This window comes from Priestia sp. YIM B13489 (assembly GCF_042787645.1).
Taxonomy (GTDB): Bacteria; Bacillota; Bacilli; order Bacillales; family Bacillaceae_H; genus Priestia; species Priestia megaterium.
Genome location: NZ_JBHZOQ010000053.1, coordinates 3,208,977 through 3,223,217 on the forward strand (window position 1 = coordinate 3,208,977; position 14,241 = coordinate 3,223,217).

The following is a 14,241-nucleotide window of genomic DNA, read 5'->3' on the forward strand; positions in this document are numbered from 1 at the left end:
TTCACGAGTTTTTATTTACTACTGTTGTAAAGAATTGATCGTATGATGTAAGGTGATAATCTGCTTCAATGTCGTCATTTTGAAATGCACATGTTTTGATTCCCAGTTCACGGGCAGGTTTTAAATCAAGCTCGCGGTCTCCAATCACTAAATCGAGCTGATACTTATCGTGAAGATAGGCATAAGCGCCGCTATCAGGCTTTCGTTTGTAGCCATCATCTTTTGTAATAATCTCCGTAAAATAGTGCTCCATATTAAAAAATGCCAGAATATCAAGAGTAGACTGTCTAGATTTATGCGTAACAATTACATTTGTATCCGCAAAGCTCAGTACGTCTTCTACGTGAGGAAAAGCAGGCTTATCTTTAGGATTGATTTTCTGTTCAAGCACATGGAAGTGTTTATCAAACAAAGACTTTTCAATATCGAAGTGCTTAATTGCTACGTCAGAAGATATCTTCATTTGTTTTAAAATATCGTCTTCTGAAATCGTTTGATCTGTTAGTAATTCTTTGAATGCTTTTACAATCGTTGGATAGGTATCAAAGATGGTTCCATCAAAGTCCCATAAAATATTCATTTTCACTGTCTCTCCTTTTTTAAAAACGTAACGATTATACCAAATTTTTCATTGCTTGTCAGTGAACCATTTTGTCGTCGTTGCATTTAAAGTAAAAAAAACTCGTTTTATACGAGTTTTTTTACTTTATCAGCTGCTGCTGCACCCACTCCCGCAGCTGGAGCTTGAACAGCTAGAGCTGCTGCAGTTTGAACTCGAACAGCTGCTGCCGCTGTCATGATGGTGATGCCCTCCATCGTGTTGGTGATGGTGGCGATTGTCTTCCCCTGGACTTGAACAGCTATAGCCGCTGTAAGAGGCTGTATCTCCCGCATATATCGTTTTTTTATATAGCAGCAGCTCATTCATATGGCTTGAAAAGTTGGTGGCTTTGTAGAGAGAATAAAAAACAAAGCCTTGAAGAAGAAGTTCGTTTGATACATTTCCTTTTTTAGCCGTTTTTTTAAAATAAGTTGATCCGCCTGCTTTTTTTCTCTTTCGAGCAGCATCGATTTCTTCTTTTAACGTTTGAATCAGGGCTCTCTGCTGTTCTTCCCATTTGCCGTTTCTCAAAAAATAGCGATCTAGCAATTCATCTTCTGATAATCTTTGAAAATCTTGAAGCGTACTTTTACCAAGCGGATGCTGAAAAAATTTTCCCCAAAGCAGTCGGCTGTTGCCCGTTATGTCAAACAAATGAGCATACATCCAATCGAAGAATGCTCGCTTATCCGGCTGGGGGGATGGAGCTGTATCTACATTTGGCTGGTGATGCAAAAAACGGCTGAAAAAGTGTTCTGTAAAACGCTTATAATCCACTGTAAACATAATCATTTCGTGCCACACTTCATCTACTTTTGCACTAAACATCGGTACGTCTTTGATGACTGCATTTAATAAAAAGTAGCGCTTCATCTCAAAAAACGTCCATTCTACTTCATCGTCTTTTGTATTTCCCCTTTGTATACGCTGTTTTACCTGTTGAACATAGGCTTTCGGTAAAGAATCTTCTAGTGAATGAACAATATCTTCAAAACCATTACCTTCATGTATTCCGAGCTCATCTGGAAGCTCCTCTTTATACAAGCGAAATCCCCTTGGCTTTCCAATCCCTTTAATAATCAAAGCTAAAAGAATTACCGCTCCTACTATAATTGCTGCTATCATCTTCTTCCCCCTATACCGCGTCTATATATTCAATATTTTACCACATTCGTAAAATACAAAAAAAGAGCTCAATTAACTTGAGCTCTCGTCATCATCAGGCATCTCGTCTACCTTTTCTACTTTGACTAGACCTTTGGTGCTATATTCAAGATCAAAGTATGCTTTAACAATATCCCCTTTTTTCAAATTGCTTGGAATCGGTTCATTTAAATTTTTATCGGAAAATTTAATGCCCGTTCCTTCTTTTGTTGTTCCGCTGTATGTACCATTTTCGATTTTTTCAATAGTAATATAATACACTCGATATTTGTGCGCTTCCTCGTCGCCCTTTGCTTTTTCTTTAACGGTTTCTTGTTCAGGGAGCTTACTCAGTGTTTCTTGGGCCTGTTCGGAAGTCGGCTCTGCTGATCGATTTATGAATTGCATCACAACTAACACTAAACATATAACTACTAAAACTAATAATAATATCTTTTTTGCTGATAAAGACAATGAACTGTGCCTCCTTACACCTTTATGTATATCATGCTGCACACAAGAGATTATACACGATAAAGGATTAGAAATTGGAATAAATTCTATAAAAATAGTAAAAATATGAGAAAGTACCTAGAATTTTTTACGCTTTTCTGCACTTTTTTGAGATAAAAAAGAAATTTGGTACCTTATCCTTAAATTGTAACTGATTCACTTCATTTTCGAAAAGAGTTTTGCCCATTTTGTCGTAAAAAAGTCATAATAAGAAGGAATATCACACCATATTGTCGAACGTATGTATATACTTATAATGAACTGCCGAACTGCTTTTCTCTACCCTCATTGTTGAGGCAATATGGCAACTGAAACAGCTTGCTGTTAAATTCAGATTACACATCTATACTCAGGAGGTGGAATGCAAAATGATGTTTGCACTTATTGTTGTGGTTGGTATCGTAGCACTTGGCGTAGCTAGCTTCTACGTCATTAAGCGGCCTCAAGGCGCTGTTGATCCTGAGGATCGCAAACCGCTTGTTTCTGTAAACGGGCATGTTAAATTTGCAGAAGGAATTAATCAAATTTCCATATCTAAAATTGACATGTACGATCAGCGTCTTGTTATCAATCAAGTAGCTATTATTCCATTTAACCGTATTCAACGAGCAGAATTTTCAAAGGTTGTCAAAAATGAAAAAGGCCTTCACGGAGCTCCTGTTCAACGCTATTTCGGTGAATTAACCATTCATTTCACAGACAAGAACGGGCAAGAAACATACATTCGCTGTGAAACACCGAAAAAAAATCAATTTCACCTCATCTACCAGTACGATTTAATGAAAAGACAATTAAATAAGCGTCTGGGTCTTGAAGATCTGCAGCCTTACCTTACTCTTCAAGAACCATACGAACTATAAGAGAAAACCTCCCTTTTTCACATATTATTTCACTTCCCTGTACATACTAGAAGCGAAACTGAAAATGGGAGGTCATTCCAATGGATTTCGTCCGTTTTTTGCAATATTTTTGTTCAATCGCCGGCGCTCTATGCTTGGGGTTTACCTACTATCACATGTTCAAGCGTGACGCTCCGGTTAAAAAAGAAGAATCACAGCAAGGTGGAACTGACTAACGTTCACCTTGTTTTTTTATGTGCAGGCATGTGTACTTCGCATTTTGTGGTTGAAAGTTAGATTACTTTAATCATTTGTAAAATCACGGGTGATTTTTCTAAAGGAATATCCTCCGTGTTAATGATAAGAAGTCCTCTTTGGACGCTGTAATTGGAGGAAGGCTGTAACACACCGTTTATGAATAGATTACTGTATGAGTAGCTCTCAGGATCCAATATATGCTGAGTGCCGTATTCTTTTAACGCATCTTGATCTGTAAAGATGCGCTTGCTGCCTCCGGCTACCGTATAGTATTCAAAGATGCGAACTTTTTTCGGAAATATATATCTAAATTCCTGCTGAGGCAACACGGGAAGCTTAATAAAAGGTGTTGAACAAGAGGTTGTATAGTGATTGCAGCCGTAAGATTTTTTCTTCAAGAAAAACTCTCCTTCACAGATGTACTTAGTTTAGTTATAGTCTTTCAGAATTAAATTTATGCCATTAAACCTATTCCTTAGAAGGAACAAATGCATATATTGAAGGATAGAACATGAAAGGAGGTAACACGTTTATGCCTCTTCAAATTATGAAACTCGCTATAGCCGCTACTACCACTGTAACCGCCAGTCCGACCGTCTCACGTTTCTTTTATACAGCAACTGCTACAACTACAGGTGCAGCCACTTTAACAATAGATGCCGCTGACTTTTTTGGTGATACAGGTGGCGCGGCTACTGCACTTCCAGCTTTAGCTACGGATAACAGCTATTACAATGTATATATAAACGGCGTTTTACAAATGGCTGGCCTTTCCACATATACGCCAGGAGCTACAGGTGTCGGTTCTTTAGCTATTACTGTTCCTGCAGGATCCAGCGTTTTAACAGGTTCTCCTATAGTTTTAGAAGTTATTAACTTTGCTCCTGATTCTACAACTGATGTACAAACTTAAAAATAACTTGCTATCGTTTTATTTTAAAACGTAATCGCGTGTAAGATATATGAAGTTTCAGTTTTACAGAAATTTAGTGATCATAATAAAAGCTTCTGCGGATGTAGCGCAGAAGCTTTTATTATTGTTATTTATTTAATTCAAAACGCCCAGTTCCCTTTTCTAAACACCGGCTCGCTTGTACCGTCAGCTTTAATGCCGTCGATGTCCATTTCGGCTGAGCCAATCATGAAGTCAACGTGGGTGATGCTGTCGTTTGCTCCGTTTTGTGACAGCTCTTCTTTAGACATCGTTTTTCCGCCTTCTAAACAGAAGGAATACGAGCTTCCGATCGCTAAGTGGTTGGATGCATTTTCGTCAAACAGTGTGTTGTAGAAGATAATGTTTGACTGAGAAATTGGCGATTGATGCGGTACTAAGGCTACTTCTCCTAAGTATTTGGCACCTTCATCTGTTTCAATTAGGTGCTTTAACGTTTCTTCGCCTTCTTCTGCTTTTACATCAACAATTTTTCCATTTTCAAATGTTAGCGTGAAGTTTTCAATTAAGTTTCCTGCGTAGCTAAGCGGTTTTGTGCTTGTTACTTGTCCGTTTACGCCGTCTTTTTTTGGAAGTGTGAATACTTCTTCTGTTGGCATATTGGCCATAAACGAGTTGCCGTCTTCATTAACACTGCCTGCGCCAACCCAAATATGTTTGTCAGGAAGCTCAATTGTTAAATCTGTTCCTGGCGCTTTATAGTGAAGCTTAGCAAATCTCTTTTCATTTAAAATGTCTACTTTTGTATGTAATGAAGCATTATGCTCTTCCCATGCCGCCACTGGATCTTCTTGGTCTACGCGCACGGATTTAAAAATAGCTTCCCACAGTTTTTCTTGCTGCTGTTCTTCTGGAACGTCAGGAAATACTTTTGCTGCCCAGTCTTTTGAAGGAACAGCTACAATGGACCAGCTGATTTTATCGGATTGGATCGCTTCACGGAATTTTTTCATGGCTTTTCCGCTTACTTTTTGGAACGCAGCAATACGTTTGCCGTCTACTCCTTTTAGTAAGTCAGGACCGCTTGAAATTACAGATAAAACAGCGCCTCCGTTTTTCACAAGCTCTTCTCTTGCTTGAGCTTTCCAAGCAGGAAATTCATTAAATACAGATTCATCTGCTTTTTCATATTTCAAACGAACTAAATGATCGTCATGCCAGTCTACATCCACAGACTTTGCTCCGGCTTCGTACGCTTTTTTCGCAATTTCACGAACAAAATCAGCGGAAGAAATATCGGCATTAATGTTTAATACTTGCCCTTTTTGAATGTTTACACCGACTTTTACAGCCAGCTCGGCGTACTTTTCAATATTGCGCTCAAATTGTTCCATAATTTATCTCCTTTACGTATATATTCTAACGACTTTATTGTATCATGAATAAAACATCAATTAAAAATCCTAGCCTGTAGTTTACATAATATAATTACGTTATTTTACAGATTATTATATAGCAAAAGTTTGTTCTCGAAGAATCAGAACAAACTTTTGTCTTTCACAGATTCAGTTTTGTAGCCGAGCCGCTCTGAAATGTTCTTGCCTATATCAACCATGCGTTCTTGAAGATACGTTAATCGCTCATTTGTCATACGCATCGTAGCACCGGAAATGCTGACTGCAGCAACGACTTGACCAAGGTGGTCAAAAATAGGCGCTGCGATGCAGGTAATTCCATATTCATTTTCTTCTAAATCCAGCGCATATCCTTTTTGTTTTACTTCCGAAAGTTCTCGAAGAAAGCTTTCTTCATCTGTAATGGTGTGATCGGTATGAGCTGGTAAGCCTTTTCTTTCAAGAATGCTTGTTACCGTGTTAAGCGGTAAAAAAGCTAGGATAGCTTTACCGACAGACGTGCAGTGCATAGGGGCTCTTTTCCCGACTTTTGAATGCATGCGCAGCGTCTGATTGCCTTCTAATTTTTCAATATACACTACTTCACCTTGATCGTAGACAACAAGATGAATAACTTCATTTGTTTCACTTTCAAGTTCTTGCAAAAACGGCTTTGCTTCCGTTCGTAAATCAATAGAATCTAAAAGCTTTGAACTTACTTCTAAAAACTTATACCCAAGCTTGTACCGCCCGGTTTCTTGATCTTGTTCAATATAGCCGTACTGAGCAAGAGTAGTTAGAATACGGTATACGGAGCTTTTGTTGATGTCCATTTGCCTTGCAATTTCTGTGACGCCTACCCCTTCTCTTTCCATGCTGACAATTGTGACGATATCCAACGCCCGGCTTACAGACTTCACCATATTTTCTCTCTCCATTTTTTTCTCTCCTTTATGTGTCGTGTTACTGCCGGGCATTTTTTATCACTCTTATACGTTTACACGTTCTTTCTCTGCAGCAAACGGATTTTGGAGGGTTCCAATTTCTCGGATGGTGCATTCAATGACATCGTTTGCGCTTACCAGCTCCGCGCCGACCGGACTTCCTGTTAAAACCACATCTCCCGGCTTAAGGGTCATAACAGTAGAAAGGTAAGCGATCATTTGCTCAACGGAAATAATCATTAAATCTGTCGAGCTATTTTGTTTTTCAACGCCATTTAAAAACGCTTTTACATGAATGGATTTAAAATCAAGCTCCGTTTCGATTACGGGGCCAAGAGGCGTAAATGAATCAAAGGATTTTCCAATGGTCCAGTGCCCGTCTTCATGAAAATAATCCGGAGCCGTTACATCGTTTCCAAGTGTATACCCAAATATATAGTCCAGCACGTCTTCTTTTGCGATGTTCTTCGCTTCTTTTCCAATAACAACCGCAAGCTCGGATTCAAACTTGACGTGCTTAATCGCGGTTGGAATGACAATGGCCTCGTTTGGACCGATCACAGAGGATGTGGGCTTAAAAAAGAAGACAGGAATAGAAGGCATTTCTCTTGGCAGCTCCGACTTTGCAGCTGCATAATTTGCGCCTATTCCAATAATTTGATTCGGCTCTAAAGGAGCCAAAAGCCTTACTTCGCTCGGTGAAAAAGTCTGCCCTGTATAGTCCCATTTCTCAAATATATTTCCTTTAATGACGCTGATCGTATCCTCTTTTAGTACACCTGTATGACGGCTATCTTGTACAGCGAACCTTACAAATTTCATAACGTAGCTCCTTTTCCCATTTGCTTAATTTTAATAAGAATAGTAGATAGTCAGATTCTGAAGGTGTAAGTACAGCCTGCCATCCCTATGCTGACAGGCCGTTTGTTTTACTGTTTTATAGCTGCTTTTGCCTTTGCTTCGATACGGCGGCGGTGTAAAATGGGCTCCGTATAGCCGTTTGGCTGATCATAGCCTTGAAATACTAAATCGCAGGCTGCCTGAAAAGCAATGGATGTGCTGTAGTTCGATGCCATTGGCTGATACAGAGGATCATTTTCATTTTGTTGATCCACTACTTTTGCCATTCGCTTGAGCGTCTCCGTTACTTGTTCTTTTGTACAAATTCCATGATGAAGCCAGTTAGCCACGTGCTGGCTGGAAATACGAAGCGTTGCCCGGTCTTCCATTAGCCCTACATTATTAATATCAGGTACTTTTGAGCACCCTACTCCTTGGTCGACCCATCTCACTACATACCCAAGTATTCCTTGAGCGTTGTTGTCGAGCTCCTGCTGAATTTCATCTTTGCTCCAATTTGGTTTTTCTGCCACAGGAATTTGCAAAATGTCATCTTGTAAATCAGTAGACTGAGTAAGCAATTCGTTTTGAACATCTCTTACCTCAATTTGATGGTAGTGAAGAGCATGAAGCGTTGCTGCGGTTGGTGAAGGCACCCATGCCGTATTCGCTCCTGCTTTTAAATGCCCCACTTTTTGTTTAAGCATTTCCGCCATCATATCCGGCATTGCCCACATTCCTTTTCCGATTTGAGCGCGGCCTTGGAATCCGCTTGCTAAGCCTACATTTACATTAGACTGCTCGTAGCCTTGAAGCCATTTAGACGTTTTCATATCATTTTTACGAATAACAGCGCCTGCTTCCATTGAGGTATGAATTTCGTCACCTGTTCGATCCAAGAATCCAGTATTAATAAAAGCCACTCGGTCTTTTACTTCTTTGATACACGCTTTTAAATTAAGCGTCGTGCGGCGCTCTTCGTCCATTACGCCAATTTTAATTGTATGACGCTCAAGCCCTAGCATATCTTCAATTGAATTAAATAACGTATTGGCAAAAGCGACTTCTTCGGAGCCGTGCATTTTCGGTTTAACGATATAGATAGAGCTCTTTTTAGAATTTTGATACGTGCCGTTTTTAAGTAAGGTGTGTTTGGCAATTAAACTAGTAATCACGCTGTCTAAAATACCTTCATAGATTTCGTTGCCATTTCGATCTAAAACAGCGCTGTTTGTCATTAAATGCCCAACGTTTCGAATAAACATAAGCGAACGGCCAGACAGTGAAATCTTTTTCTTGTCCGGAGAAATATAGGTACGGTCTGGATTTAAACGCCTTGTCATGTTTTGACTTCCTTTTTTAAAAGTAGACGTCAAATCACCTTTCATTAATCCCAGCCAGTTGCGGTAAACATCTACTTTATCCTCTGCGTCTACTGCCGCTACTGAATCTTCACAGTCCATAATCGTCGTAAGAGCTGCTTCCATTAAAATATCTTTTACACCCGCATCGTCTGTTTTACCAATCGAATCCGTACGATCAATTTGAACTTCAAAATGCAGGCCGTTGTTTTTGAATAAAAGAGCATCAGGGCTTTCTTCTTCTCCTTGATACCCTACAAATTTCTCTTCTTCCTGTAATTCGGTTAAACTGCCATCGTTTAATTGAGCGACAAGCTTTCCATTTTCAAGGCTGTACTGAACCACTTCCGCATGAGAAGACTGAACGAGCGGAACAACTGCATCAAGAAAATTCTTCGCAAACGCAATAACTTTTTCTCCTCGAATTGGATTATAAGAACTCGTGCGCGAAGCTCCATTTTCTTCACTGATTGCATCAGTGCCGTAAAGAGCATCATAGAGACTTCCCCAACGTGCATTAGCAGCGTTAATAGCGTACCGGGCGTTATTTACTGGTACAACAAGCTGCGGTCCTGCCTGATAGGCAATTTCGCTGTCTACTCCTTCTGTACCAATAAGAAAATCTTCTGTCTTGTCTTCTAAATAGCCAATTCTCGTTAAAAACGATTTGTATTCGCTAAAGTCACGGTCAGGGTTTTCTTGATGCCACGCATTAATTCGAGCTTGCAGCTGATCACGCTTTTCTAACAAACGTTTATTTACGGGTGTTAACTCGGTTACTAACGCTTCAAAATCAGACCAAAAATTTTCTGTACTTAGGCCGCTGCCCGGAAGAGCTTCCTCATTGATAAATTGATAGAGAACTGGAGCTACTTTCAGATTTCCAACTTGTTTGTAGTTTGTCACCGTCTGTTTCCTCCTCTTACTCTTTTACATTTTTAAATTTGGACACGCTTTCACTTCTTTTTGCCAAAATGGTTAAGACGAACATATGCGGTACTGTTTCTTATTACGAAACAGTGTTTTGTTTTTGTTAAAAAAATCATATCATCGAGCGAATATATTTTCAAGAATTTTCTAAAAATATTCTACTTTTTTCATTTCTTTTTTGACTTCAGCGCAGCGGCTCGGACTTGGAAACAGCTTTCCTGCATTTAATAGATTTTTAGGATTAAATACTTCTCGTATATTCGTTTGTGCTTGAATTTCATCTTCATTGAAAACAAATCGCATTTCTTCTTTTTTTTCAATGCCCACGCCATGTTCGCCGGTAATCGTTCCTCCTGCTTCTGCACATACTTGTAAACATACGCTTCCGGCGTCGAGTGCTTTTTCAGTTTCCCCCGGCTTTCTAGCATCAAATAATACAAGCGGATGCAAGTTTCCGTCTCCGGCGTGAAAAATATTGGCAATGCGAAGGCCAGATTCTTCGCTAATTTTGTTAATTCGCTTCAGCACTTGAGGCAGTTTACTTCTTGGAATAACGCCGTCTTGTACGAGATAGTCAGGGGATATAGCTCCCATCGCTCCAAATCCTGTTTTACGATTTGCCCACCACCTCGCGCGTTCTTCTTCACTTTCAGCTACTTTCACTTCCCGTACTTTTTGTTTTTTACATACGTCTAAAATACGAAGGATTTGCTCTTCGATACCGGCTGAAATGCCATCTACTTCAATTAATAAAAGAGCTTCAATATCTCTAGGGTGTCCGACTGGAAACGCAGCAGCTTCCACTCCTTCAATGGCGGTTTTATCCATCATTTCAAGCGCGGCAGGCACAATGCCGGCTGATATAATGTCTGATACCGCTTGGCTGCCGTCTTCTACGCGGTCGAAATAAGCAAGAACCGTTTGTTTTGCTTCAGGGTTTTTCAAAATGCGTACCGTAATTTTTGTAACGATTCCTAACGTCCCTTCTGATCCTGTTAAAAGCCCTAATAAATCATATCCCGGTTCATCTGGAATACCTTGCTTGCCAAGCTCAATCACATCTCCATTTGGAAGCACCACCTCTAGCCCTAAAATATGGTTGGTGGTTACTCCATATTTAAGACAGTGTGCCCCTCCTGCGTTTTCCGCTACATTTCCACCAATGGTGCAGCAATATTGACTCGAAGGATCCGGTGCATAATAATATCCTTTTTCAGAGATTGAATTGGTTAATTTAAGATTAATAAATCCCGGCTCTACAACGGCACGCCTGTTTTCATAGTCGACGCTAAGAAGGCGCTTCATTTTCACTAAACTAATAATCACTTCGTTATTAAGAGGAATTGCTCCCCCGCTCAGTCCTGTGCCTGCTCCTCTTGCAAGAAAAGGCAAATCATGTTCATTGCAGTATTTAACAATGCTAGAAACTTCTTTCGTATTTTGAGGAAATAACACCGCTTTAGGCAAATGTCTATGAATGGTAAACCCATCGCAGTCGTACGCAAGCAAATCTTCTTTATGATGCAAAATAGAATGTGCATCTACTAGTTGAGAAAGATTTTTTACGTGAAGATCTTTTATTCTATTTTTCTTCAACACGATGTGCTTCCTCCTCTTCTTTTTGATAGGCCCACTCCAAAAGCTGTACCGTGTGAACAATCTGCTGACTTCGTCCATATTTTTTCACTCCTACTGCCATCTGCAGCATGCATCCCGGATTTCCCATTGAAATCATTTCTACGTCATGAGGTACATGTTCCATTTTACTTTGAAGCACAGCTCCCGCCATATCAGGATTTGTTAAATTATAAATTCCTGCACTTCCACAGCATCGGTCCGCATTAGCCATATGAACCATTTCCACTCCCGGAATAGAAAGTAAAATATCTCTTGGTTCTTCTCTAACTCCTTGACCATGAGCTAAATGGCAAGCGTCGTGATACGTAATACGCTTATGCAGCTTTGTCTGCGGGGGGCGATATCCCGTATCGTGAAGGTATTTTGAAATATCCTGGACTTTTTCAGCAAAGACTTCAGCTTTTTCAAGCCACTCTTGCTCTTCTTCTCTAAATAGTTCAGGATACTCTTTTAACATGCAGCCGCATCCCGCAGCGTTTACAATAATGGTATCGGCATGCTGAAACGCCTCTATATTTTTTTTTGCAAGCTGTCTTCCCATGTCTCGGTCTCCTGCATGAACGTGCAAAGCACCACAGCACGTTTGAGATGGAGGAATAACGACGTCGTTTCCATTTCTTCGTAATACATTAAGAGTCGCTTCATTAATATCACTGAACATGACGTCCATGATGCAGCCGGTTAAAAAAGCAACTTCTGCTTTTCTTTCGGCTTTTGCTTTTAGAACGCGTTTCTTTTTATATTTTTTTCGAACAGAACGGGTAATTTTAGGCATTACATGTTCCATGTCCGCTAGATGTGTCGGCATCATATTTAACAAGCCTGTTGTGCGCATCATTTTTTGCATTCCGCTTTTTTGATACAGCTTCAATAAGCTTCCTGCAGCTTCTAAGCTATGAGAGTGAGGAAAAAGTTCTTTTAGAAAAAACTTGCTGATCATGCCTTTCCATCCCGTCAAAGGCATTGCCTGGCGAATTTGGCCGCGAGCTTCTTCAATGAGTCCGCCAACATCTACATTTGCAGGGCAAGCAGTTGTACAGGCCCGGCAATCCAAACAGGCAAACACAGGGTCTGTAAACTGCTCATTCACGCTTATTTTTCCTTCTGCTACCGATTTGATAAGGTGCACGCGTCCTCTTGGTGAATGCTGTTCTTGCCCCGTTATTTCATAAGTAGGACAAGACTCCAAGCACATTCCGCAGTGTACACAATCCGCCCATTTTTTTTCGTCTGGCGCGTCTTTCCACAAATAATTGCTAACGCTTTGACATGGAGCATCTTTGATATCGGCTTTCGCTGAATTCACTTAGATTCCTCCTATAAATCGTTTATAGTTAAGCACATTTTTAGCGTCCATCTTTGCTTTAATTCCTGCTAGTAACGGAAAATGAGAAGGTTCTTCTCCCCATACATTTACTTTTTGGCGCAGTATAAAAGGCAAATGGTTAACGACCACATATCCTCCGTACGTTTTGGCAGTTTCAGTAAATGAAGTAATAACGGAAAGAATGGCATCTTCTGAGCCTTTTATGTAGATCGAACAAAGACCATGTCCAACTCCTCCATGTGCTTTTATCAGTATTGGACGGGACGTTTTTAATGCAGTACTTTTGTTTATTACATCGAGTACATTCATATTTGGTACGCCAATTTTTAGCGCGGCTTCTGTTTCCTCTTCGGAAGAACAGCATGCACCATTTGGACTAATGTTACTAAAAAATCCCCAAAATACTTCGGCTTCTTTTTCATGCAGCACTTTTAAAATCGTATCAGACGGCTGAATACTTTTGATGTAATTCTCTTGATAATGAACGGAACTTTCCACATCTTCAAAGCTGATTACAAGCGTAAACAGATGCTGCCCTATTACATCTTCAGCCAGAGAAGGATTTAATAACTCCAAAGCAACAGGCTCTATCATGGAATCTAAGACTTTGCTAACAAACGCATGAATTTCTTCGATATTGCCTGTTGAAAAAGAAATAAAGACAATGCTTTGATACTTGGGCAGCGGACGCAGCTTTAACGTTATTTCGGATATAACGCCGAGCGTTCCCATTGAACCAATAAACAGCTTATTCATATCATAGCCAGCCACGTTCTTGACGACTTTTCCCCCTGAACGAACAATGGTTCCATCTGAATATACGACTCTCATACCGATTACTGCATCTCGAGCCGATCCATAAGATAAGCGCTTTGGACCACTTTCATTCGCTGCAATAACTCCGCCGATTGTAGCGTAGTCTCCTAGAGCTGGATCAAGTGAAACTTGCTGATTGTGCGTTTTTAAATACGTTTGCAGCTCTCCAAACGGCGTACCAGCTTTTACAGTAACCGTCATATCACCTACTGTATGTTCAACAATTCCGCTGTATTCAGTCAGCGAAAGCAAAAGGTCTGCTGTATCTATAAGTCCCCCAAACCCTTTTTTTGTACCGTTCCCTTCAATGACGACTTTTTTTCCGTGTTCCGTCGCATACTTTAAAACGGCTGCTATTTCTTGTTCTGAAGTTGGCTTAATATGCAGGGACCCGTTATTTCCAAGGAAGTGATTCATATGCTGTTCTTCAAGTGTGGAAGGGTGAGATAAAATGGATTTTAAATGACCTGGAAGCTTCAACGTACTCAATAAATTGACTCCTCTCGTTTTGTAATAGCAAACAACGTTTCACTAATAACATAAAGAAGTGCCATATATAATACGACTAAAAGTAGTAGATTAATAAGAAGAATAATTAGTAGAATAGATGAAAAGATATATTTCAAGCGCTTACAATCATTAAATCACCTATTCTTGGGATTTTCAACCAGTATTTTCTTCTTATCACCAAAAAAATGTCCGTTCTTTTGAAAAAAAGTTTCTTTTAGTACTTGCCTATCCTAAA

At 39.9% G+C, this 14,241-nt stretch carries 14 protein-coding genes; 3 read left to right on the top strand and 11 right to left on the bottom strand.

Going from position 1 to position 14,241, the window contains the following annotated elements; all coding sequences use genetic code 11:
* Position 1: 1 nt before the first annotated feature.
* From ACFX4W_RS22320 to ACFX4W_RS22330, 3 genes are all read right to left on the bottom strand, one after another.
* Positions 2–580, bottom strand: a complete 579-nt coding sequence (locus ACFX4W_RS22320; protein WP_028409020.1) for an HAD-IA family hydrolase — start codon at positions 578–580, stop codon at positions 2–4.
* 129 nt (positions 581–709) lie between these two features.
* Positions 710–1,726, bottom strand: a complete 1,017-nt coding sequence (locus ACFX4W_RS22325; protein WP_043981580.1) for a glycine-rich domain-containing protein — start codon at positions 1,724–1,726, stop codon at positions 710–712.
* A 72-nt stretch (positions 1,727–1,798) separates the two neighbouring features.
* Positions 1,799–2,218, bottom strand: a complete 420-nt coding sequence (locus ACFX4W_RS22330; protein WP_013057548.1) for a hypothetical protein — start codon at positions 2,216–2,218, stop codon at positions 1,799–1,801.
* 407 nt (positions 2,219–2,625) lie between these two features.
* Here ACFX4W_RS22330 and ACFX4W_RS22335 point away from each other — a divergent pair, with 407 nt between their 5' ends.
* Together ACFX4W_RS22335 and ACFX4W_RS22340 are read left to right on the top strand one after the other, a co-directional pair.
* A complete protein-coding gene (locus ACFX4W_RS22335) occupies positions 2,626–3,117 on the top strand; it encodes a hypothetical protein (RefSeq protein ID WP_013083672.1) in 492 nt (163 codons plus the stop codon).
* A gap of 80 nt (positions 3,118–3,197) precedes the next feature.
* A complete protein-coding gene (locus ACFX4W_RS22340) occupies positions 3,198–3,332 on the top strand; it encodes a hypothetical protein (RefSeq protein ID WP_013083673.1) in 135 nt (44 codons plus the stop codon).
* A gap of 57 nt (positions 3,333–3,389) precedes the next feature.
* On the opposite strand, the gene ACFX4W_RS22345 is transcribed toward ACFX4W_RS22340, so the two are convergent.
* Entirely contained in the window at positions 3,390–3,752 is a 363-nt protein-coding gene (locus ACFX4W_RS22345) for a DUF4183 domain-containing protein (protein ID WP_230183529.1), read from the bottom strand.
* Positions 3,753–3,886: 134 nt separating this feature from the next.
* On the opposite strand from ACFX4W_RS22345, the gene ACFX4W_RS22350 reads away from it, so the two are divergent.
* Entirely contained in the window at positions 3,887–4,267 is a 381-nt protein-coding gene (locus tag ACFX4W_RS22350) for a DUF4183 domain-containing protein (RefSeq protein ID WP_043981579.1), read from the top strand.
* Between the two features lie 140 nt (positions 4,268–4,407).
* Here the strand turns inward: ACFX4W_RS22350 and ACFX4W_RS22355 are convergent, their stop codons facing one another.
* The 7 genes from ACFX4W_RS22355 to ACFX4W_RS22385 form a co-directional block, all read right to left on the bottom strand.
* Positions 4,408–5,640 carry an aminopeptidase gene (locus tag ACFX4W_RS22355; RefSeq protein ID WP_025751295.1) on the bottom strand — a complete coding sequence of 411 codons (1,233 nt, stop codon included), beginning with the start codon at positions 5,638–5,640 and terminating at the stop codon, positions 4,408–4,410.
* 143 nt (positions 5,641–5,783) lie between these two features.
* Positions 5,784–6,578, bottom strand: a complete 795-nt coding sequence (locus ACFX4W_RS22360; protein WP_043981578.1) for an IclR family transcriptional regulator — start codon at positions 6,576–6,578, stop codon at positions 5,784–5,786.
* A gap of 51 nt (positions 6,579–6,629) precedes the next feature.
* Positions 6,630–7,406 carry a fumarylacetoacetate hydrolase family protein gene (locus tag ACFX4W_RS22365; RefSeq protein WP_043981577.1) on the bottom strand — a complete coding sequence of 259 codons (777 nt, stop codon included), beginning with the start codon at positions 7,404–7,406 and terminating at the stop codon, positions 6,630–6,632.
* A 107-nt stretch (positions 7,407–7,513) separates the two neighbouring features.
* Positions 7,514–9,691 (bottom strand): malate synthase G, encoded by a 2,178-nt coding sequence (locus tag ACFX4W_RS22370; RefSeq protein ID WP_043981576.1) that lies wholly within the window; start codon positions 9,689–9,691, stop codon positions 7,514–7,516.
* A 171-nt stretch (positions 9,692–9,862) separates the two neighbouring features.
* Entirely contained in the window at positions 9,863–11,314 is a 1,452-nt protein-coding gene (locus ACFX4W_RS22375; protein ID WP_043981575.1) for an FAD-linked oxidase C-terminal domain-containing protein, read from the bottom strand.
* Complete coding sequence (locus tag ACFX4W_RS22380; protein WP_377560112.1) at positions 11,298–12,659, bottom strand: (Fe-S)-binding protein; 1,362 nt, start codon at positions 12,657–12,659, stop codon at positions 11,298–11,300. The genes ACFX4W_RS22375 and ACFX4W_RS22380 overlap by 17 nt, the downstream gene beginning before the upstream one ends.
* Complete coding sequence (locus ACFX4W_RS22385; RefSeq protein WP_052500340.1) at positions 12,660–13,985, bottom strand: FAD-binding oxidoreductase; 1,326 nt, start codon at positions 13,983–13,985, stop codon at positions 12,660–12,662.
* Positions 13,986–14,241 lie beyond the last annotated feature (256 nt).